General features: G+C 67.1%; 21 protein-coding genes. 13 read left to right on the top strand and 8 right to left on the bottom strand.

The window, feature by feature from the left end; all coding sequences use genetic code 11:
- Positions 1–9 precede the first annotated feature (9 nt).
- Positions 10–453: a hypothetical protein gene (locus QRN25_RS17215; RefSeq protein WP_211150606.1), complete on the top strand. Its 444-nt coding sequence runs from the start codon at positions 10–12 to the stop codon at positions 451–453.
- Positions 454–722: 269 nt separating this feature from the next.
- On the opposite strand, the gene fliP is transcribed toward QRN25_RS17215, so the two are convergent.
- The 3 genes from fliP to QRN25_RS17200 are packed head-to-tail and all read right to left on the bottom strand — an operon-like array spanning position 723 to position 2,167.
- Positions 723–1,508, bottom strand: coding sequence for a flagellar type III secretion system pore protein FliP (gene fliP / locus QRN25_RS17210; RefSeq protein WP_051586964.1), 786 nt, complete (start codon positions 1,506–1,508; stop codon positions 723–725).
- Positions 1,508–1,930: a FliO/MopB family protein gene (locus tag QRN25_RS17205; protein ID WP_285020426.1), complete on the bottom strand. Its 423-nt coding sequence runs from the start codon at positions 1,928–1,930 to the stop codon at positions 1,508–1,510. Before QRN25_RS17205 ends, fliP begins: the two co-directional genes overlap by 1 nt.
- Positions 1,931–1,933: 3 nt before the next feature.
- Positions 1,934–2,167, bottom strand: coding sequence for a FliM/FliN family flagellar motor switch protein (locus QRN25_RS17200; protein WP_008832790.1), 234 nt, complete (start codon positions 2,165–2,167; stop codon positions 1,934–1,936).
- A 120-nt stretch (positions 2,168–2,287) separates the two neighbouring features.
- Between QRN25_RS17200 and flgC the strand changes: the two genes are divergently transcribed.
- The 9 genes from flgC (at position 2,288) to QRN25_RS17155 (ending at position 8,724) form a co-directional block, all read left to right on the top strand.
- Positions 2,288–2,698, top strand: coding sequence for a flagellar basal body rod protein FlgC (gene flgC, locus QRN25_RS17195; protein ID WP_285020425.1), 411 nt, complete (start codon positions 2,288–2,290; stop codon positions 2,696–2,698).
- 10 nt (positions 2,699–2,708) lie between these two features.
- Entirely contained in the window at positions 2,709–3,050 is a 342-nt protein-coding gene (gene fliE / locus QRN25_RS17190) for a flagellar hook-basal body complex protein FliE (protein WP_285020424.1), read from the top strand.
- Positions 3,051–3,249: 199 nt separating this feature from the next.
- Positions 3,250–3,513: a flagellar biosynthetic protein FliQ gene (locus tag QRN25_RS17185; protein WP_008832787.1), complete on the top strand. Its 264-nt coding sequence runs from the start codon at positions 3,250–3,252 to the stop codon at positions 3,511–3,513.
- A gap of 114 nt (positions 3,514–3,627) precedes the next feature.
- Positions 3,628–4,407, top strand: coding sequence for a flagellar biosynthetic protein FliR (locus QRN25_RS17180; protein WP_285020423.1), 780 nt, complete (start codon positions 3,628–3,630; stop codon positions 4,405–4,407).
- Position 4,408: 1 nt separating this feature from the next.
- A complete protein-coding gene (gene flhB, locus QRN25_RS17175; protein WP_285020422.1) occupies positions 4,409–5,485 on the top strand; it encodes a flagellar biosynthesis protein FlhB in 1,077 nt (358 codons plus the stop codon).
- A gap of 184 nt (positions 5,486–5,669) precedes the next feature.
- Positions 5,670–6,770, top strand: a complete 1,101-nt coding sequence (locus QRN25_RS17170) for a flagellar basal body P-ring protein FlgI (RefSeq protein ID WP_036527406.1) — start codon at positions 5,670–5,672, stop codon at positions 6,768–6,770.
- A 1-nt stretch (position 6,771) separates the two neighbouring features.
- Positions 6,772–7,077 (top strand): rod-binding protein, encoded by a 306-nt coding sequence (locus tag QRN25_RS17165; protein ID WP_036527407.1) that lies wholly within the window; start codon positions 6,772–6,774, stop codon positions 7,075–7,077.
- Positions 7,067–7,507 (top strand): flagellar biosynthesis protein FlgN, encoded by a 441-nt coding sequence (locus QRN25_RS17160; protein WP_036527415.1) that lies wholly within the window; start codon positions 7,067–7,069, stop codon positions 7,505–7,507. The genes QRN25_RS17165 and QRN25_RS17160 overlap by 11 nt, the downstream gene beginning before the upstream one ends.
- Before the next feature lie 74 nt (positions 7,508–7,581).
- A complete protein-coding gene (locus QRN25_RS17155) occupies positions 7,582–8,724 on the top strand; it encodes an alpha/beta fold hydrolase (RefSeq protein WP_285020421.1) in 1,143 nt (380 codons plus the stop codon).
- 29 nt (positions 8,725–8,753) lie between these two features.
- On the opposite strand, the gene QRN25_RS17150 is transcribed toward QRN25_RS17155, so the two are convergent.
- From QRN25_RS17150 to QRN25_RS17130, 5 genes are all read right to left on the bottom strand, one after another.
- Entirely contained in the window at positions 8,754–9,155 is a 402-nt protein-coding gene (locus QRN25_RS17150) for a hypothetical protein (protein WP_271182376.1), read from the bottom strand.
- Positions 9,125–9,862, bottom strand: a complete 738-nt coding sequence (locus QRN25_RS17145; RefSeq protein WP_285020420.1) for a SatD family protein — start codon at positions 9,860–9,862, stop codon at positions 9,125–9,127. Before QRN25_RS17145 ends, QRN25_RS17150 begins: the two co-directional genes overlap by 31 nt.
- Before the next feature lie 92 nt (positions 9,863–9,954).
- Entirely contained in the window at positions 9,955–11,052 is a 1,098-nt protein-coding gene (locus QRN25_RS17140) for a helix-turn-helix domain-containing protein (protein ID WP_271182374.1), read from the bottom strand.
- 545 nt (positions 11,053–11,597) lie between these two features.
- Positions 11,598–12,023 (bottom strand): flagellar basal body protein, encoded by a 426-nt coding sequence (locus tag QRN25_RS17135; protein ID WP_036527421.1) that lies wholly within the window; start codon positions 12,021–12,023, stop codon positions 11,598–11,600.
- An 11-nt stretch (positions 12,024–12,034) separates the two neighbouring features.
- Complete coding sequence (locus QRN25_RS17130; RefSeq protein WP_285020418.1) at positions 12,035–14,791, bottom strand: hypothetical protein; 2,757 nt, start codon at positions 14,789–14,791, stop codon at positions 12,035–12,037.
- A gap of 103 nt (positions 14,792–14,894) precedes the next feature.
- On the opposite strand from QRN25_RS17130, the gene QRN25_RS17125 reads away from it, so the two are divergent.
- From QRN25_RS17125 to fliF, 3 genes are all read left to right on the top strand, one after another.
- Positions 14,895–15,923, top strand: a complete 1,029-nt coding sequence (locus tag QRN25_RS17125) for a flagellar motor switch protein FliG (RefSeq protein WP_036527424.1) — start codon at positions 14,895–14,897, stop codon at positions 15,921–15,923.
- A 9-nt stretch (positions 15,924–15,932) separates the two neighbouring features.
- Positions 15,933–16,649, top strand: coding sequence for a FliH/SctL family protein (locus QRN25_RS17120; RefSeq protein WP_036527426.1), 717 nt, complete (start codon positions 15,933–15,935; stop codon positions 16,647–16,649).
- Positions 16,650–16,885: 236 nt separating this feature from the next.
- A complete protein-coding gene (gene fliF / locus QRN25_RS17115; protein ID WP_036527428.1) occupies positions 16,886–18,472 on the top strand; it encodes a flagellar basal-body MS-ring/collar protein FliF in 1,587 nt (528 codons plus the stop codon).
- Position 18,473 lies beyond the last annotated feature (1 nt).

Here is an 18,473-nt window from a genome sequence, read left to right as displayed (position 1 = left end):
GAGGGCACCATGATCAAGCGCATCGTGATGGGCCTGCTCGCCACCGTGGCGGGGCTCGGCGTCGGCGGGGCGGGGGCCTGGGGCGTGCTCCACTTCGCGCCGCAGCTGGTGACGGGGCATGCGAAGAAGCCGACCAAAGGCCCGACCGAGTTCGTGCCGCCGGTGGAAGTGCTGGCGCCGCTGGTCTTCGCCGACGGGCGGCTTTCGGGCTACGAGACGTTCGAGATCCAGCTCGAGGTGCCGCAGGGGACGACCGAGGAAGTGGGCGCGAAGCTGCCGCTATTGATGAACGCGGTGAACCTGCGGACGTATCGCACGCCGATGGCCAGCGGGCCGGACGGAATGCTGCCAGGGCTCGATGCCTTCCGCAAGGTGGTGATGGACGCCGCGCTGGAGGTCTACGGCAAGGACGCGGTACGCTCCGTGGCGGTGACGAAGGCGTCGCCGGGGTAGGGGCTGCGCTGGAACCCGATCCTTCGACAAGCTCAGGATGAGCGAAGTGTTGGGGGCGAGCGCAGCTTTCAAATAAAAAAGCCCGTCATCCCAGCGAAGGCTGGGACCGCTGGCCTGTTACTGCGGGCTTTCGTTCGAATGCCCTGCCGAGGGTTGGGCTTCATGCGGCCAGCGGTCCCAGCTTTCGCTGGGATGACGGGCGCGCGCAGGGAGACAAACGCCCTCAACCCGCTCAGGCTGAGCTAGTCGAAGCCCCCTGCGGCAAGGCGCTACCCGAAACTCTTCACCAGCGACCCCGCCACCAGCGCCCAGCCATCGACCAGCACGAAGAAAATGATCTTCATCGGCAGCGACACGGTCGCGGGCGGCAGCATCATCATGCCCATCGCCATCAGCACCGCCGCCACCGCAAGATCGATCACCAGGAACGGCAGCAGCAGCAGGAAGCCGATCTCGAACGCGCGGCGCAGTTCGGAGATCATGAAGGCGGGCATCAGCGTCGTCATCGGCAGTTCCGCCCGGCTCTTCGGCACTTTGCCCGAGAGGCTGACGAACAGCTTCACGTCATCGTCGCGCACTTGTTTCAGCATGAAGGCGTGGAACGGCTTGCTGGCGCGGGACAGCGCCTCGGTCTCGTTGATCTGCCCGGCGTTGTAGGGCTCCATGCCCTGCTTCCACGCCGCGTCGAACGTCGGTGCCATGACGAAGAAGCTGAGGAACAGCGCCAGCGAAATGACGATCGGGTTGGGCGGCACGCCCTGTACGCCCATTCCCGAGCGCAGCAGCGAGAGCGCCACGACGATGCGGGTGAACGAGGTGATCGTCATCAGGATGCCCGGCGCCAAGCTGAGCACCGTGAGCACCATCACCAGCTGCAGCACCCGGCCCGACATCGTGCCGCCGCCGGTCAGGGCGCTCGCTGCGCCTGCGGCGCCAGCACTCTGGGCCATCGCCGCGACGGGCAGGACGAGGACCACCAGAACCGCGAGAACGGCCAGAATGCGCCGAAGCACGGTTTCCCCGGGGAAACCGGCAGGGGTGGCAGGGGCGCTCATCAGTGCAGTTCCGTCTTCACGTCCTGCGTGAACCAGACGTCCGGGAGCACTGGAATGCGGTCCGCGAAGGAGGCTTTGTGTGCTTCCGGTTCCTTATCAAATATCTGATTTTCATAATTTTGTTTGACGATCTCGACCGCCTTTGGGGCCGCCGTGCTGTCCAGCACCGTCACGCCTTCCGGGCCGATCAGGACGCTGAATTCGGTATCGTCACGGCGCAGCAGCACCAGCGAGCGGCGTTGGTCCACGGCAAGCCGCTCGACTACCTGCAAGCGCTTGTCATTCCCGGTATTACCCAGCTTTTCCAGCCACTTGCGCGGCATGGTCAGGTCGTAGCGCTTGACGGCCCACAACAGGCACACAAGGGCACCCAACACGACCATAAGGGCACCCAGCATGCGCACAAGCGAGAACAGGTCCACCTTTCAGCGCTCGGCCTGGACCACGCGGGTGATCTCCAGCGACATGGCCTCGCCGTTGACGAGGATGCGGCCCTCGGCGACGAGGCGGTCATTGACGTAGAGGCGCGTCGGATCGTCCTGCCCGCAGTCGAGCTGGATCATCGCGCCGCGGCTCATCTTGAGCACCTGGCGGACCGGGATGCTGGTGGAGCCCAGCACGATCTGCAAGTCGATGGGAATGCCTTCGAGGACGGACACCGCGCGTCTCCTTTCACTCGCAGCTTTATAGGGGAAAAATTTATAGGAGTAGTGCGCCACTAGGAAAAAGTTGCCTATAAGGTCGAGGTAAGGGCGTACAGGGGCATCTGGGGACCAAGCGTGGCGGAACTGGGCAATTCGATCGACGTCTCGGCATCGGGTCTGCGCGCGCAGGCGCTGCGGATGCGCGTCATCGCCGAGAATCTCGCCAACTCGGACTCCATCGCCACCACGGCCGAGGGCGATCCCTATCGCCGCCGCGTCGCCAGTTTCGCAAGCGAGGTCGATCGGGATACTGGCGCCACGCAAGTTACCGTGAAGTCCATCGAAGCGGACAAGAGTGCCTTCGGTCGGATCTACCAGCCCGGCAATCCCGTCGCCGACGCGCAAGGGTATGTCGAGCAGCCCAACGTCAATCCGCTGATCGAGGCCGCCGATATGAAGGCGGCGCAGCGCTCCTACGAAGCCAACCTCAACGCCATCGAGGCGGCGCGCGGCATGACCATGCGCACCGTCGATCTGCTGAAGTAAGGACGAGGCAATGTCGATCGGCTCCCTCGACGGGCTTTCCGCTTACGCCCGGGCGGCCCGGGCCACCAATCCGCTCTCGGATACCGGCCAGAAGAGTGGCGGCCTAGCGCCCTCCGGTGGTCTTGCTCCGAGCGGCGGCGGGTTCGGCTCGATGGTTGAGAGCATGGTCTCGCAGACCGGCGACGCCTTGCGCGGGGCCGAGGCGCAGAGCATCAAGCAGATCGGCGGCAAGGGCGACCTGATCGACGTCGTCACCGCCATCGGCGCGGCGGAAACCGCGCTCGATACGGTAGTGGCGGTGCGCGACCGGGTGGTCTCGGCCTACTCCGACATCATGAAGATGCAGATCTAGGGATGAGCGGGTGCGCTGAACGGGGACCAAATCCCCGTCATCCTGAACTTGATTCAGGATCTATCGGGCGGTCGTACCCGATGGCTTATGTCACCATCGGCGCTTGCGGTTTGCTGCGGCAAAGCACCGGGCTTGAGGCGCGATGGACCCTGAAACAAGTTCAGGGTGACGAAGCAAAGGGGCGGCATCGCGCCATCCCGTGACCCCGGACGCCGCCATCGAACTCGCCCGCGCCGCGCTGGTGCTGATGCTGACCATCTGCGGGCCGATGCTGATCGCCGCGCTGATCGTCGGCGTGCTCATCGGCCTGTTGCAAGCCTTGACGCAAGTGCAGGAAATGACGCTGACTTTCGTGCCCAAGCTGCTGGTGCTGGGCGTGGTGATGCTGCTCAGCCTGCCGATGATCGGCCATGCCCTGAGCAATTTCATGGACCGCGTGGCCGACGCCATCGTCGCGCATTAGGCCGCCGATCGTGCTTGATCGAAGCTCGCATGGGCGAGAGTTGGGGTATCAAAACCCGATCCGTCATCCCCGCGATTGCGCGTGCGCGTCGATTTACCGCGCGGGCGCAGCCGCATGAACGCCATCGACCTCGCGACCCTGCTGCGTCTGCCGATCGACACGGCGGCGTTCCTGCTGCTGTTCTGCCGCGTCGGCAGCGTCATCATGCTGCTGCCCGCCTTCTCCGACGACGGATTGCCGATGCAGATCCGCCTCGTCATGGCGCTGGCCTTCACCTTCGGCATGTATGGCATGCTGGAGCCGCACGTCACGCCTGCGCTGCAGTCCGGCCTGTCGATGCCGCTGCTGGTGATCGGCGAGGTCATGGTCGGCCTCGCGCTCGGCATGATCGTGCGCATCCTGTTCAGTGCCGCCGCCATTGCCGGGGCGCTGGCCTCGCAGCAGGTGGGCCTGTCCTCCGCGCTGGTGGTCGATGCGGCGATGGGCGGGCAGGTGCCGCTGCTCGCGCGGTTCGTCGGCGTCGCGGCGATCGTGGTGTGCCTTTCGACGGGCCTGCATCACTTGTGGATCGCCTCGATCTTCAAGTCCTACGCCAGCTTTCCGGTCGGCGGGATGCCGCCTGCCGCTGACTTTGCGCATCTCGCCGTCGCGGTCATGGGGCAGGCGACGGCGCTGGGGCTGAGCCTGTGCGCGCCGCTGATCCTCTACGGCATGCTGTTCAATCTGGGGCAGGGGCTGGCGGCGCGGGTGGCGCCCTCGATCCAGGTGTTCTTCATCATGCAGCCCGCGAACCTGCTGCTCGGTCTCTCGGTCCTGGCGATGACGATGGGGGCGATGCTCACTGCTTTCGCGAACGCCATGGCCACGTTCATGCAGAGCGGGTGGAACCTCTGACATGGCCGATGACGCCCCCGACAAGGACCAGCGCACACACGAGCCTACGCAGAAGAAGCTCGACGACGCCCGCAAGCGCGGCGAAGTCGCCATCGCGCCGGAAGTTCGCCACGCCACGATGATGGCGGGCGCTCTGGCGGTGACGGGGTGGCTGGGGCTCTCGGCGATGGAAAGCCTGGGCACCATGCTCAAGCGGCTCTGGGGCCATGCGGAGGATTTCAGCCTCGATCCGGACGGCGCGCAGGGCCTGGCCACCGGGGTCGCGTGGCACACGCTGGTGTCGCTGCTGCCGGTCTTCGCGGTGCTGATGGCCGCGGCGGTGAGCACGATATTCCTGCAGGGCCGCGCGGTGATGAGCTGGTCGCGTCTTTCGCCGAAATGGTCCAAGCTCTCGCCCGCGAGCGGGTTCTCGCGCCTGTTCGGCACCCGCGCGCTGGTGGAATTCGCCAAGACGCTGGCCAAGATGAGCGCAATCGGCCTCGTGGTGTGGATGGTGCTGGCGCCGCGCCTGCAGGGCGTGGACGGGCTGGTCGGCCGCTCTCCCGGCGCGATCGGTGCGGCGGCGGGGGGGCTCGCGTTCGAGGCCCTGCGCGCGGTGGCGATGCTGGTCGCGGGTCTCGCGCTGTTCGACTTCCTGTGGCAGCGCCGCAGCTTCCTGCAGCGCATGCGCATGACCCTTCAGGAAGTGAAGGACGAGCACAAGCAGAACGACGGCGATCCCAAGATCAAGGCCAAGATCCGCCAGATCCAGATGCAGCGCTCGCGAAAGCGGATGATGTCGGCAGTGCCGACCGCCAGCGTGATCGTGACCAACCCAACGCACTACGCCGTCGCGCTCAAATACGAGCATGGCGTGACCGCCGCGCCGACGGTGGTAGCGAAAGGCGTGGACGCGGTGGCCCTGCGCATCCGCGAGGTCGCAGCGGAGGCCGGGGTGCCGATCCTGGAGAACCCGCCGCTGGCCCGCGCGCTCTTCGCGGCGGTGGAGATCGACCACCCCATCCCGATCGAGCACTATCAGGCAGTGGCGGAGATCATCGGCTACGTGCTGAAGCTGGCGAAGAAGGCGGGGCGCTGATGTTCCTCACCGAGCTTGTCTTGGGGAGGTGGCGCCGACGAAGTCGGCGACGGAGGGAGAATCTGCACGCCTTCTTCTCCTCCACCACCCGCTTCGCGGGCGGTCCCCCTTCCCCGAGACAAGCTCGGGGAGGAATTGCGTCGGTCACACCCGACCCTCCCAACTCCATCCTATAAAGCACACGATGCCCCGGCTGCCGTTCCTCCTCGCGCTTCTCGCCCTGTTGTCGCCCTCGGTGGCACAGGCAGGCCCGCAGCCGCGCATCAAGGACATCGTCGACGTCGAGAACGTGCGCACCAACCAGCTGGTCGGCTACGGCCTGGTGGTCGGTCTCCAAGGCACCGGCGACCGCATCCGCAACGTCCCCTTCACCGAGGAGACCTTGCAGGCGATGCTGGAGCGCATGGGCGTCAACATCCGGGGCACCCAGATGCTCACCCAGAACGTCGCCGCCGTAACCGTCACCGCGACGATGCCGCCCTTCGCGCGCGCGGGATCGACGGTGGACGTGCAGGTTTCGGCGCTCGGCGACGCCAGCAGCCTGCAGGGCGGCATTCTCCTCGTCTCCTCGCTGCGGGCGCTGGACGGCGAGATCTACGCGGTGGCGCAAGGGCCCGTCGCCGTCTCCGGCTTCAAGGCGCAAGGGGCGGGCGCGAAGCTCAGCCGGGGCGTGATGACCACTGCGCGCATCGCCGGCGGCGCCATCATCGAGCGCGAGGTGCCTTATGACCTGCGCAATGCCCACTCGCTGAAACTGGCGCTGAAGAACCCCGATTTCACCACCGCGCGCCAGATCGCCCAGACCATCAACCGGCAGGCGCCCGGCTCGGCCGAAGTGCTCGATCCCGGCACGGTGGAGCTGCGCCCCTATGGCAGCGGCTCGTTGATCGACCTCGTCACCCAGGTCGAGAACCTGACCGTCGCGGTCGACCAGCCCGCGCGGATCGTCATCAACGAGGCGGCGGGCACCGTGGTCATGGGCGCGGACGTGCGCGTCAGTCCGGTGGCCATCGCGCAAGGGGGGCTGACGATCAGCGTCACCGAGACCCCGGTGGCCTCGCAGCCCGCGCCGTTCTCGGGCGGGCAGACGGCGGTATTGCCGCGCACCACCATCCAGGCCAACGACGGAAACGGCGCGGCGCTGGCGATGCTGACCAGCGGCACTTCGCTGCAGACGCTGGTGGGCGGCCTCAATGCGCTGGGCGTCAGCCCGCGCGATCTCATCACCATCCTGCAGGCGCTCAAGACGGCGGGCGCGCTGCAGGCCGAAATAGCGGTGCAGTAGGATGAGCGATCCGATCAATACCTATCCCACGCGGCCGCCGGTTCAGGCGCCGACGATCTCGCAGGATCGCAGCCCGGCGGCGGTGGCGCGCCAGTTCGAAGGCGTCTTCGCAGGCCAGATCACCAAGATCATGATGGAAACCGTGGAGCAGGACGAGCAGTTCTCCGGCGGCCACGGCGAGGAGATGTTCCGCGGCATCCTGGCCGAGCAGATCGGCAACTCCATCGCGTCCGGCAAGGGCCTCGGCATTGCCTCGGCGGTCGAGGCGCAGATCATCCGCCTGCAGGGCGCGACCAATGCCGAATGACAACGAGACCGCCGCCGCCATCGTCGGGGTCATGACCTCGCTCTCCTCGGTCATGCGCGAGGAGACGCGCGCGCTGGAGAGCGGCATCCGCGCGCTCGACCTGGCCGAACTGGCCTCGGCCAAGGCGCGGCTCGTGGGCACGCTGGAGGAACACCTCGCCCGCGTGACGCGGCAGGAGCCGGGCTGGACCGCGCAGCTGGACGCCCCCTTGCGCGAGAGCTTCACCGAAGCGCTGGGCGAGCTGCGCGCCGCCTCGATGGTCAACGCCGCGCTGCTGGAACGGCACATCGAGCTGTCCGCCGACCTGATGGGCGCGATTGCGTCCGAGGCCAAGCGCCTGACCGGCAACCGCGCCTACGCCTACGGGGCGCGCGGCACCCTTGCCCGCGCGGACCTGACGACGCCGATTTCGCTCAACGGGGAGTTCTGAGCGGGTAATTTTCGGGAGCCCCGCCGCCCTCCGGCGTGCTAAGGCCGCAGTCTGTTTCGGGAAGGAGCGGCCTGATGGGCGGTATCTGCGGGAAACCGGTTCTGCTGCTGGCGGCGGCCATGGCATTCACCGCTTCGACGGCGCGGGCGCAGTCTGCGGGCACGCTGATCGCGGCCGATCCGGTCGCCACCGCGCCTGCCGGCATGAAGGCCTGGCGCATCCGCTACTGGACCCGTGACGAGAAAGACCGGCCCCTCGCGGTGACCGGCATGGTCGTCGCCCCCGCTGCCCCCGCTCCCGCTGCTCCCGCCCGGCCGGTCATCGCCTGGACGCACGGGCTGGTCGGCATCGCGCGCCGCTGCGCGCCGTCGCTGGGGGACGACAACTTCACCGTGATCCCCGGCCTGAAGGATGCCCTCGCCCGCGGTTATACCGTGGTCGCGCCCGACTATCCGGGGCTGGGGTCGGAAGGCGTGCATCCGGTGCTGATCGGCGTGAGCGAGGGCCGTTCCACCCTCGATGCGGTGCGCGCCGCGCGTCGCATCCCGGCGGCGGCGAGCGGCACCCGCTTCGCGCTCTGGGGGGAATCGCAAGGCGGCCACGCAGCCTTGTGGTCCGGCCAGATCCAGGCACGCTACGCGCCCGAGCTGCAGCTGTCGGGGATCGTCGCGGTGGTGCCGCCGACCGACCTTCCCCGCAACTTGACGGAAGGCAGCGACCCGCGCGTGCGCGCCCTGTTGATCGCCTATACGGCGACCAGCTGGTCGCGGCTCTACGGCGCGCCCATGGCGACGTTCGGGTCGCCCTCGGTCCAGCGCGTGATGATGCGGCTCGCCGACAACAACTGCGTGCGCTTCGACGCCCGGCCCAAGCTGGGCACCATCGCCGGCATCGCCATTGCCCAGCGGGCGATCGCCAGGCTCGATTTATCCCGGCAGCAGCCCTGGGGCCGCATGATGCGCGCAAACAATCCCTCCGCGGCGGCGATCCCGGTCCCCGCCCTGATCGCGACCGGAACGGCGGACACGATCGTCGCCCCGGCCGTGGTGCGCGACTTCGCCCGCCTCGCCTGCAGGCGGGGCAGGACCGTGCGCTTCATGTCGATACAGGGGGGCCGGCACGAGACCGTCGCGCGCAGCGAGGCGGCGGCGATGCTGGACTGGATCGACGCCCGCTTCGCCGGCCGCAAGGCACCGGGCAACTGCGGCACGTTCTGAAAGACGATTCCCGGTCAGCCCTTCCCGGCCTAAATTCCGAGCCATTGCTCGGTGTGTGTGCGCAAGTCGATCCCCGCGTTGTGGTCATATGCGATCCACGCGCTCGTCGCCAGCATCGTCCACAAGATGCTGAACAGCGATCCGACCAGGAAGTATTCGGCGAAATTGCGCTCGTCCATGTCCTTGAAGCGCGCGACGGTCTTGAGCGCGATCACAGCGGCAAGGATCTCCCAGCTATGGACGATGATCCCCGTGGCCAGGATCAGCCGTTCGAATACGCCGATCCAGCGGCCCGCGTTGTGCGCCGCAGTAGGAAGATGCGCGATGGAATCCTTCAGGCCGCTGAGGTGGAAGATCCCCCGGCAGATCAGGTTGCCCTCCCAGGTCAGCAGTATCAGGGCTACTGCGGTGTAAAGGAATGCGCACCCCATTTGTCGGCCCCCGGCAATCGGTATCGATGGTCGAGCTCGGCGAGCGCCTTGTGAATGGCGGCCCACTGGATGACATACAGCTCGAAGTCGCCTGCGCTTCGCACTTTGTAGACGTTGTGTACGCTGACATTGCGGGCGTTCGCCACTTCGGCGACCGAGGCCCCGGCCAGCAGCTTGACGATATCGCCGCGCTGGGCCTGCGACCACCCGCGCTCGATGGCGGTCAGGCTTGCGCCGCTTGCTTCCAGCAGGGTTTCGAGAAGCTCGTACTGCGGGAAGGAGAAGCGGTAACGGCTCGCAGAGCGCTTTTCCCCCAGACGTTCCCGCGCGTCGGCGAAGCCCGGCCCCATCATGTTCCAGGCGCGCCGGGAATTGACCGATGTTCTAAGATCGATGCTGCCGATCACGAAACGGCAGTCGATGTCCTTGCCCAGCAACTCGAAGCGGATCTCGCGCGCGGCTTGCGCGGCAGCCACCAGCGAGGTGAACGGGCCCTGGAATTCGTCACCAAGCGTTATCGTCAATGGCGAGGCCATGTCGGCGGCAAGGGCCTTGTTCTGGCGGTCGATCGCGGCATTGAACCGGGCGTGCAGGTCCCGGGGATCCGCATGCCGCTCGCTCCCCACGAGATCGCCCATGAGGACGGCATGGAAGGAGGGAGAGGAAGCCATGAACGCGGTGACGGCATCAACCCAAAAAAGGGTCACTTCAATTTTTAACCCAAATTCGGTGTAATCGAAGAATTATCCCAAAAACGGGTTACAACTCCCGGGGGCGAGCGCCGCGAGTGGCGTCGCCCTTACTCGAACACCGCGGAGAGCACCGCCGCGACGTCGGCCGGGGCGAGGGTGTCGAGCATCACTTCCAGATCAGGGCTTTGCGAATAGCCGAGCATGCGGCCGTGCCGGTCGGCGGCGACGGAAAGGACGCGCAGCGCCTCACCCTCGCGCACGACGGCGAGACCGCCGGTGGCGGGGTAGCGGTCGGGGTCCACCACCAAGGTAGCGCGGCCGGGCAGTCCCGCGCCCAGCGTCGGGCGGCCGAGGCGCAGGCCATAGGCGCGCGGGCCCGCGCTGCGCGGCGCCTCGACCTCGGCGCCGGTCGGGGTTGGCGCGATCAGGCCGCCGGGCAGGGGGGTGCCGAGGACGGGAAGCAGGCGCAGGGTAGCGGCGTTGTCGGGAGCCATAGGCTCGGTCTTCGGCGCCGGAGCTGGAATCGTTGCCCGTGCTGCTACAGGAGCAGCAACCTCAGGCGCGCCGCCGCTCAGTTCGTCCTTCAGCGCTGCGATGCGCGTGCGCGACTTGGTGAGGCGGATCTCGGGGTTGGCGACCATCGGCAGCACCGCGTCGAGGTCCCCGGCGGCGTGGAGCGCCTCGACCTCGGCCATCAGCGCCTTGTCGTCGGGCGCGCCGAACAGGCGGCGCAGGGCGGCCCGCACGTCCTCGTTCCAGCGTTCCAGCGGCTTGAGCGCATTCTCGATCCGCGACAGTACCACCGGGGCAATGCCGTATTCGCTTTCGAGCACCGCGATCGTCAGCGCCGGATCGCCGCCGCGCCGCGCGCGCAGGGCGGCGGCGAGCAGCACCGCGCGCAGTTCGCCCTCAGGGTCGGCAGGGGCGGGGCCGTGGAGAGGTTCCGCCCATGCGGCGATGTCGAAACCTGGGGCATCGACGTCGATCAGCAGTTCCACGGGGTCCACGCCGAGCGCGCGGCCGAGATCACGCAGTTCGTCGGGCCGGGCGAAAATCTCTCCCCGCTCGATCTTGGAGAGGCGGATATAGGTTATTCCCGAAAGCCGCTCCGACAATTCTAGCAGGCTGCCGATATTGAGTTGCTTGCGAAACTTACGGATGCGGTTCGGGAATACGAGCATGCGATGGTAATCGATTGTCGTCATCGCCGCCTCCATTACTTGCCGGGGACCGGCCCGACCGCTTAATCCGGGCGACTTGTCGTTCATCGCAGATCTTGTTCCATTCTGGGGATGGCCGGGACTTTTCATGTCCGACCTTCCCGGTCAATGCGCCCATTCGGAGTGTTCTGCCGAATCGGGTCTTTTTCGCGACCGCCGCTTGATTGGCGGAACTTGGGAATTGGCGCTTACTGCCTTGCGATATCCTTAAAATTTCGCATTTCTTACGCAATCCGGCCAGTCGCCCTCCGCAAAACCGGAGTGTGGATGCGCGAAACGGCGGAATCTGTGGGTTTGCAGGATAACGCTGCAAGGTCCGAAATGGATGCGAAATTGGGGATGAAGGGGCGAATTTTCTGCTCGCCAAGGCTCATCCTTTAAGTGTCGGCTCAATCCGCCCTGTCGCGTAGCGATGGGGAGGTGGCAGTCGCGCAGCGACTGACGGAGGGGGCTTTGAGCGCGCTATCCCTCCACCACCGACTGCGTCGGCGGTCCCCCTCCCCATTGCTGCGCAACGGGGAGGATGCCGGTCACCCCTTGCCCACCGCCGTCTTCATCAGCGCCATCTGCTTGCGATAGAGGTTGGTCATCGCTGCATAGTCCTGCTGCACCTGGCCCAGCGACAGGAGCTGGTCTTCCAGCGTCACGTTGTTGCCGTCGGGCTTGGTCTCGCTGGTATTGCCGTCGAGGACGATGCGCCCGCCTGCCTGCGGGGCCCTGGCGCCCAGCGCGGTCATGCTGCTCGAGAGTTCGACGTGCGGGCGAGCCACGTGCGGCGTGCCGCTCGAGCCCAGCTGGCCGTCCACCAGTGCGGAGAAGTCCGGAGCCTCGACCGTCCGGGCCTTGTAACCCGGTGTCTCGGAGTTGGCGACGTTCTCGGCGATGACGCGCTGGCGCTCGGCCATGGACTTCATGGCGCGGCCCATGCCGTCGAACAGGGGGGGGAGGGTGGACATCGGGTGCCTCCTTAGGAACCGGTGAGGCGCGAAAGCGCGGCCTGATAGCTGGCGAGCTTGGCCTGCTGGTAGGCGCTGCCGCCGCTGCCGGAAATGGTGCCGTCGACGATCGCCGCCTTGCCCGAATCCCAGTAGAGCGAGCGATAGGCCGACTGGATCATCGACAGCGCGCTCTTGACCCGGGAAAGCGCAGTGCCTGCCGTGGTGGCGTCGGTCAGCGTCAGCGCGCTGGACAAGTTCAGGTTGAAGCGCCCTCCCGGCATCACCTTGGCGGCTTTCGGATCGAGCACCTTGGAGGGCACGAGGCGGATAGGATCGAGGCCCAGCTTGCCCAGGGCGTCCTTGCCGTCCGCGCCCGCGATCAGTTCCAGCGTGTGCCCGGACTTGACGTCGATCTTGAGGCTGGAGGCGCCGTCGGTGAAGGGCGTGGTGATGGTCGCGTCGGTGCCGGCGATCTTGCGGATCTTGGCGGCGAGGCTGGTCATCGTCTCGCCCTTCTCGATGGTGACGGTGCGCGCGGTCTCGCCGTCGACGCTGATCTTGAAGCTGTCGCCCAACCGCAGCGAGGTCTCGGCCACGAGGTCGCCGGTGCTCTGCTGGTTGAGCACGCCGCGGTGCAGGCCAAGCGCGCCGAGGCCGCTGGTCGCCCCGCCCGCGACGGCGGTAATGCGCACCGGCTCCACGGCGCTGCTGCGCTGGCCCCATTGCGAGACCGTCTGCACCGAGCCATCGGCGGGATCGATCCGCGCGACGAAGCCGTCCACGCTGCCCTTTTTCGCATCGCCCAGCGTCCCCGCCGTGCGTCCGCCGACGTAGAGTGCGCCGTTCAGATAGGCGACGCTGTCCGCCTGATCGGCGCTGTCGGTGCCGATGTAGCTGGTGAGGGTGGCGGAGAAATCCGGCTCGATCAGGGTGACGAAAGCGTCGGTCCCGCCGGAGAGGCCATTGACCTGCGCGCCGTTCAGCGCCGTGCTGGTGGCGCCGACGACGGCGATCTGGCCGCTGTCCGACACCGCGATCGCCTTGGCTGAGGCATTGCCCAGCGCCACCGAGCCGAGCTCCGTGCTCAGCGATCCGGCGGCGGTCTTGCGCAAGGTGGCGACGCCCTTCTCGTTGGTCAGCGCCAGCAGGTTGCCGTCCCCATCGATGGCGAGGGCCGAGATCGAGTCCGACCCGCCGCTGTCGATGGTGCGCCGCTCCTGCATTTTGCCCGCCGCGTCGAGCCGCACGATCACGGCGTCCCCGCCTCCGCCCCCTGCCCCGACTGCGGCGCGCCCGGCGACGTAGATCGAACCATCGTTGCCGACTGTCACCGCGCTTGCGGTCTCGTTGCCGACCTGGCGGATCGCGGTGCTCGAAAGCTCCTCGCCCTTGGCGTTGAAGCGGCTGACGAGGAGGTCGGTCTGGGTATCGTCGCTGCCGTTGAACGCGCCCGAGACGGTGCCCGCGACGACGATCTCTCCGTTGGGCGCGATCGTCACCGCCGCGCCCGAGGCGGTGCCTGCCGCGCCGAGATTGCGCTGCCAGACCACCGTGCCCTCGCTGTCGACTTTGGTGAGGAACAAGTCGTCGGTGCCGTCGCCGGTCTGCGTGCCCATGTCGCCTGCGGTGGTGCCGACGATGTAACTATAGCCGTCCGCGTCGGTGGCGATGGCATTGGCGGCGGTCGCCGAAACGACGGTGTACTCGGCGTTCTCGGCCAGCTCGGTCTTGGTGGATTTGGCGGTGGCGGCCGCGCTTGCGGCGGCGCGGGCGGTGGCGTCGGTATCCACGGCGTTGATCTTGCTCAGCCGCTCCCAGGTTAGCGATCCGGCAAGGTCCTCGATGCGGTAGACATTGGCCGAAGTGGGTGATTTGGTGCCGGAGATCGTCGCCGTCTCGCCGCTCGCCACCATCAACGCATCGCCCGCCGCGACCTGATCGATCGAGACTTTCTCTATGCCCGAGGGGTTGAAGGTGAGGCCCCACTTGCCGTCGGTCTTCTCGACGGTGAAGTGCGACTTCCACTGCGAGGTCGTATTGCCCTCGGCATCGAGGATCGGAGTGCCGCTGGCGTTCGTGGCGATCTTCGCGCCGATCGCGGCATTGAGCGCGGCGGCGACCGAATCAAGCGTCGGGGGCTGGGTGCTCGTCTGCGAAAGATCGACGCTGACGACCTCGCTGGTGGTGCCGCGGGTCAGGGTCACCTGAAAAATTTCACTGCCCGTCAGACCCTCGACCGGGGCCGCGCGGGTGGTCGAAACGCCGGTGCCGGCAACCGCGCCGGTGGCGTAGCGAGCCTCGACGCCCAGGGTACGGGTGCTGCTCGTCACCGATCCGAAACCAAGTTCGAGAAGGTCGGTATCGGCGCTCGAAAGGTAGCCCTGAAGGTCCGCCAGACCTAGCGCGAAACTCTTCTGCAAGGCCGCCCGCTCGGTCGCGGAAATCGACTTGGAGGTGCCTGCCTGCGCCAGAATACGCAGGTTTTCCAGCGCCTTGTAAGCAGTAAAGGCGGTCTGGACGTCGGGCAGGTCCTCCAGCGAACTGTCGCCATTGGCATCGATGATCGAGGCGAGCCGCTTGACCGCCGCGACTTGCGCGCTGGTCGCGGTATCGGTGCCCAGAGCATCGAGCCACGGCGCCGCCGTGGTGGGCGTCGTGAACGCCTTCTTGGCCGCCGTCACCGCCACGCTGTCGGACGAGGCGAGGCTGCTTTGATAGGATGAATAGGCCGAGGTTCCTCCCAGAACCGACAGGCCGATCAACCCATTATTCAGACTTATCGTCAATTGTGCCTCGTGAGCCGGTTGCGTGGGCGTCCTTCCTATAAATAGAAGGAAGACCTTGCGATCGGATGAAATTGCGCATTTTTCAAGGAATCTCGCAGTGAACATGATGACCGCGGTGGGCGAGCCGCCGGAGCTCAAGAAATATTCGGGCACCCAGCGGGCGGCTGCGCTGCTGCTGGCGCTCGGTCAGGAGCACGGAATCCCCATCTGGCAGCAGCTGAACGACGACGAGATCAAGGAGCTGTCTTCCTCGATCGCGTCGCTCGGCCGCGTGCCTGCCGTCGTCGTCGAATACCTGCTCGGCCAGTTTTCGGGCGAGGTGTCCTCGATTACGACGCTGCACGGCTCCTACGAGACGACCGAACGGCTGCTCGAAGGCGTGCTCGCGCCCGAGCGCGTCAAAGACATTATGGAGGACATTCGTGGTCCCTCCGGCCGGACGATGTGGGACAAGCTCTCGAACGTCAGCGAAGGCGTGCTGGCGGGCTACCTCAAGAGCGAGCACCCGCAGACCGTCGCGGTGATCCTCCAGAAGCTCAAGCCCGACCACGCGGCGCGCGTGCTGGCGGCGCTGCCGCGCGATTTCGGCACCGAGGTCGTCATGCGCATGCTCAAGACCGAGACCGTCCAAAAGGACGTGATCGTGCAGGTCGAGCAGACGCTCAAGACGGAGTTCATGACCAACCTCTCGCGCGCGCAGCGCCGCGATCCGCACGAGACGATGGCCGAACTGTTCAACGCGCTCGACCGCTCGACCGAGGAGGCGATGCTCGGCGCGCTCGACGAGAAGGCGCCCGAGGAAGCCGAGCGCATCCGTGCGCTCATGTTCACCTTCGAGGATCTGTCGAACCTGCTGCCGAGCGCGATCCAGGTCATAGTGCGCAACTGCAACAAGCGCGAACTGGCGCTGGCGCTCAAGGGCGCGCCGGAAGAGATGCGCCGCCTGTTCTTCGGCGCCATGACTGAGCGCGCCGCCAAGCTGCTGCGCGACGACATGGCCGCGATGGGGCCGGTGCGCGCCCGCGAATGCGAGGCCGCGCAGGGCAACCTCGTCACGCTCGCCAAGGATCTGGGCGAGCGCGGCGAAATCGTCCTCGCCGACCCCAAGAGCGACGATGCGATGATCTATTGATGACGACTGATGGCAACTAACCCGAAGGCACCCGCCGACGGCGCGGGAACGATACAACCTTTCGGCTTCGACCGGGTGTTCTTCCACCCCGTCGATACGCCGTTTGTCCCCGTGCCCGGCGAGCCCGAGCCTGCGTCCGCCGCGGAAACCCTGCCCGAATCCTTGCGTGACCGGATCGAGGACCTTGAATCCCGCATCGAGCGCATGCAGGCCGAGCACCGCGCCGAACTCGCCCGCGCCCGCGCCGACGGCTTCGAGGCGGGCGCCGCGCAGGCCCGTTCGGAACGCGGCGAGGCGCTGCTGGCGGCGACGGACGCGCTTCACGCCGCGCTCGACGGGATCGAGGGACAGGTCGAAGCCGTCGCCCGCCGCATGATCGGCGAGGCGGGCGCGGTCGCCCTCCACGCGGCAGAAATGCTGGCCGGCCACGCCATCGAAACCTCTCCCGCGCGCGCCGTGGACGAGGCACTGGCCCGCGCGCTGGAGCAAGTGGCGCAAGGCACCGCGCTGGTGGTCCGCGTGAACCCGGAAATGCGCGACGAAGTGGACGTCCTCGTCGAGGCGCGCGAGGCGAAATGCGGCCGCCCGCTGGCGATCACCGTGATCGACGACGAGGCCGTGCCGCAGGGCGACGCGCGCATCGAATGGACTTCGGGCGGCCTCAACGTCGATGCCGAGGCGCGCCGCGCCGCGGTGATGGCGGAACTCGCGGGGGTTTTGCTCTGACGCCAAATCCTCCCCGACGCGTAGCGATGGGGAGGGGGACCGCCGACACAACAGGTGGTGGAGGGGGAGAAACCCCGCCGTCAGCGCTGCGGGCTGCCACCTCCCCATTCCTGCGGAACAGGGATGATAAAGAGACCAGACATTTTTGCGCATCCCGGCAAGTCTTGCCTAGTCTCATCCTATAATGCCCTCTGGGCGCGCGACAGGGGCGGCGCCGGGATCTCGGAAGGCCGGACTTGGAAGCGTTGCGCAATTTCATCGGGCAGATTGGAGTGCGCCGCGCCGCGATGATGGGCGGCGTCGCGCTGGCGCTGCTGCTCGGCCTCGGCTGGATGGCCACGCGTACGCCTGACAGCGCGATGGGCTATCTCTATACCGACCTCGATCCCTCGGCCGCATCGACCATCACCGAGAAGCTCAAGGGGCAGGGCGTGCCCTTCCAGCTGTCGGCCGACGGAACCGCTATCCTCGCGCCTGCCGACAAGCTGCCCGAACTGCGCATGGCGATGGCCTCCGAGCAGTTGGGCGGCAAGATCGGCTACGAAGTGCTCGACCAGGAGGAGCCCTTCGGCATCTCCTCCTCGCGCGCGAAGCTGAACGAGACGCGCGCGATCGAGGGTGAACTGACCCGTTCGATCGAAAGCCTGGACCGTGTCAGCCGCGCCCGCGTCCACGTCGTCATGCCCGAGCGCGCCATGTTCGAAACCGAGCCGCGCAAGGCCAGCGCCTCGGTCACGGTCAAGACCACCGGGCGGCTTCCGGCCGAGGCGGTTCAGGCGATCCGCTACCTGGTGTCCTCGGCGGTGCCCGACCTCTCGCCCGAGGCGGTGTCGGTGGTGGACCAGACCGGTGCGCTGCTGGCGCGGGCGGGCGAAGGGCAAGGCAGTTCCGGCGACATCGAGGAACGCCAGGCCGCCGTCGAAGCCCGCCTGCGCGACCAGATCGAGACCATGGTGGAGCCGATCGTCGGCCACGGCAAAGTCCGCGCCGAAGTGTCTGCCGTGCTCGAACGCGATCAGGTGCGTGAGGAATCCGAGACCTTCGACCCCGACAAGCAGGTTATCCAGCATCAGGTCAGCGTCGAATCCAGCAACCAGAGCACCGAGAAGACCCCCGGCGCGCAAGGCGCGACCGTCGCCACCCAGTTGCCCGAGAACGCGGCCGCCGCGCAGAACGGCGCGAACGGCGACAGCCGCAACGCAGCGCAGAACGAGACGTCCGAGGACACCACGTACCAGAACAGCCGCGTCCAGAAGGTCGCCGTGCGCACGCCGGGGCAGGTCAAGCGCCTGACCGTGGCGGTCATGGTGGACGGCGGCGAGAAGGGCCTGCCGCAGCCGCAGCTCGATCGCCTGCAGCGCCTCGTGGAGAACGCCGTCGGCTTCGACAGCGATCGCGGCGACAGCGTGGTGGTGGAGAACATGCCCTTCGCCGCGCAAGACGTGGACGGCATCGACGGCGGCCTGCCGTTCGGCCTGACCGTCGATCGCATCCTCGACGTGCTGAAGATCGTGCTGGTGGGCGGTATCGTCCTCTTCGCCATCCGCATGCTGCGCCGCCAGAACGCGCCCGCGCTGCTGCCGCCGCCCTCCGGTGATCTTCCCGAGGGCGAGGACCGCCGCCAGCCTGCGGGCAGCCTCTCAATGGCGCAGCTTGAACCGATGGGAGGGGCTGCGGACGATACCCCGCTGCTCGATCAGGAAGTGGCGCTCGCCCATGTCGATGGGCGGGTGAAGCTCTCCGCGATCAAGCGTATCGGCGACACCATCGCTTCCAACCCGGCGGAATCCGCCTCCGTCATCCGCCAGTGGATGAACACGTGAA

Source organism: Novosphingobium sp. fls2-241-R2A-195, from assembly GCF_030209485.1.
Taxonomy (GTDB): Bacteria; Pseudomonadota; Alphaproteobacteria; order Sphingomonadales; family Sphingomonadaceae; genus Novosphingobium; species Novosphingobium resinovorum.
The sequence above is the reverse complement of the archived record's forward strand: the minus strand, read 5'-3'. Positions and strand labels throughout refer to the sequence as shown.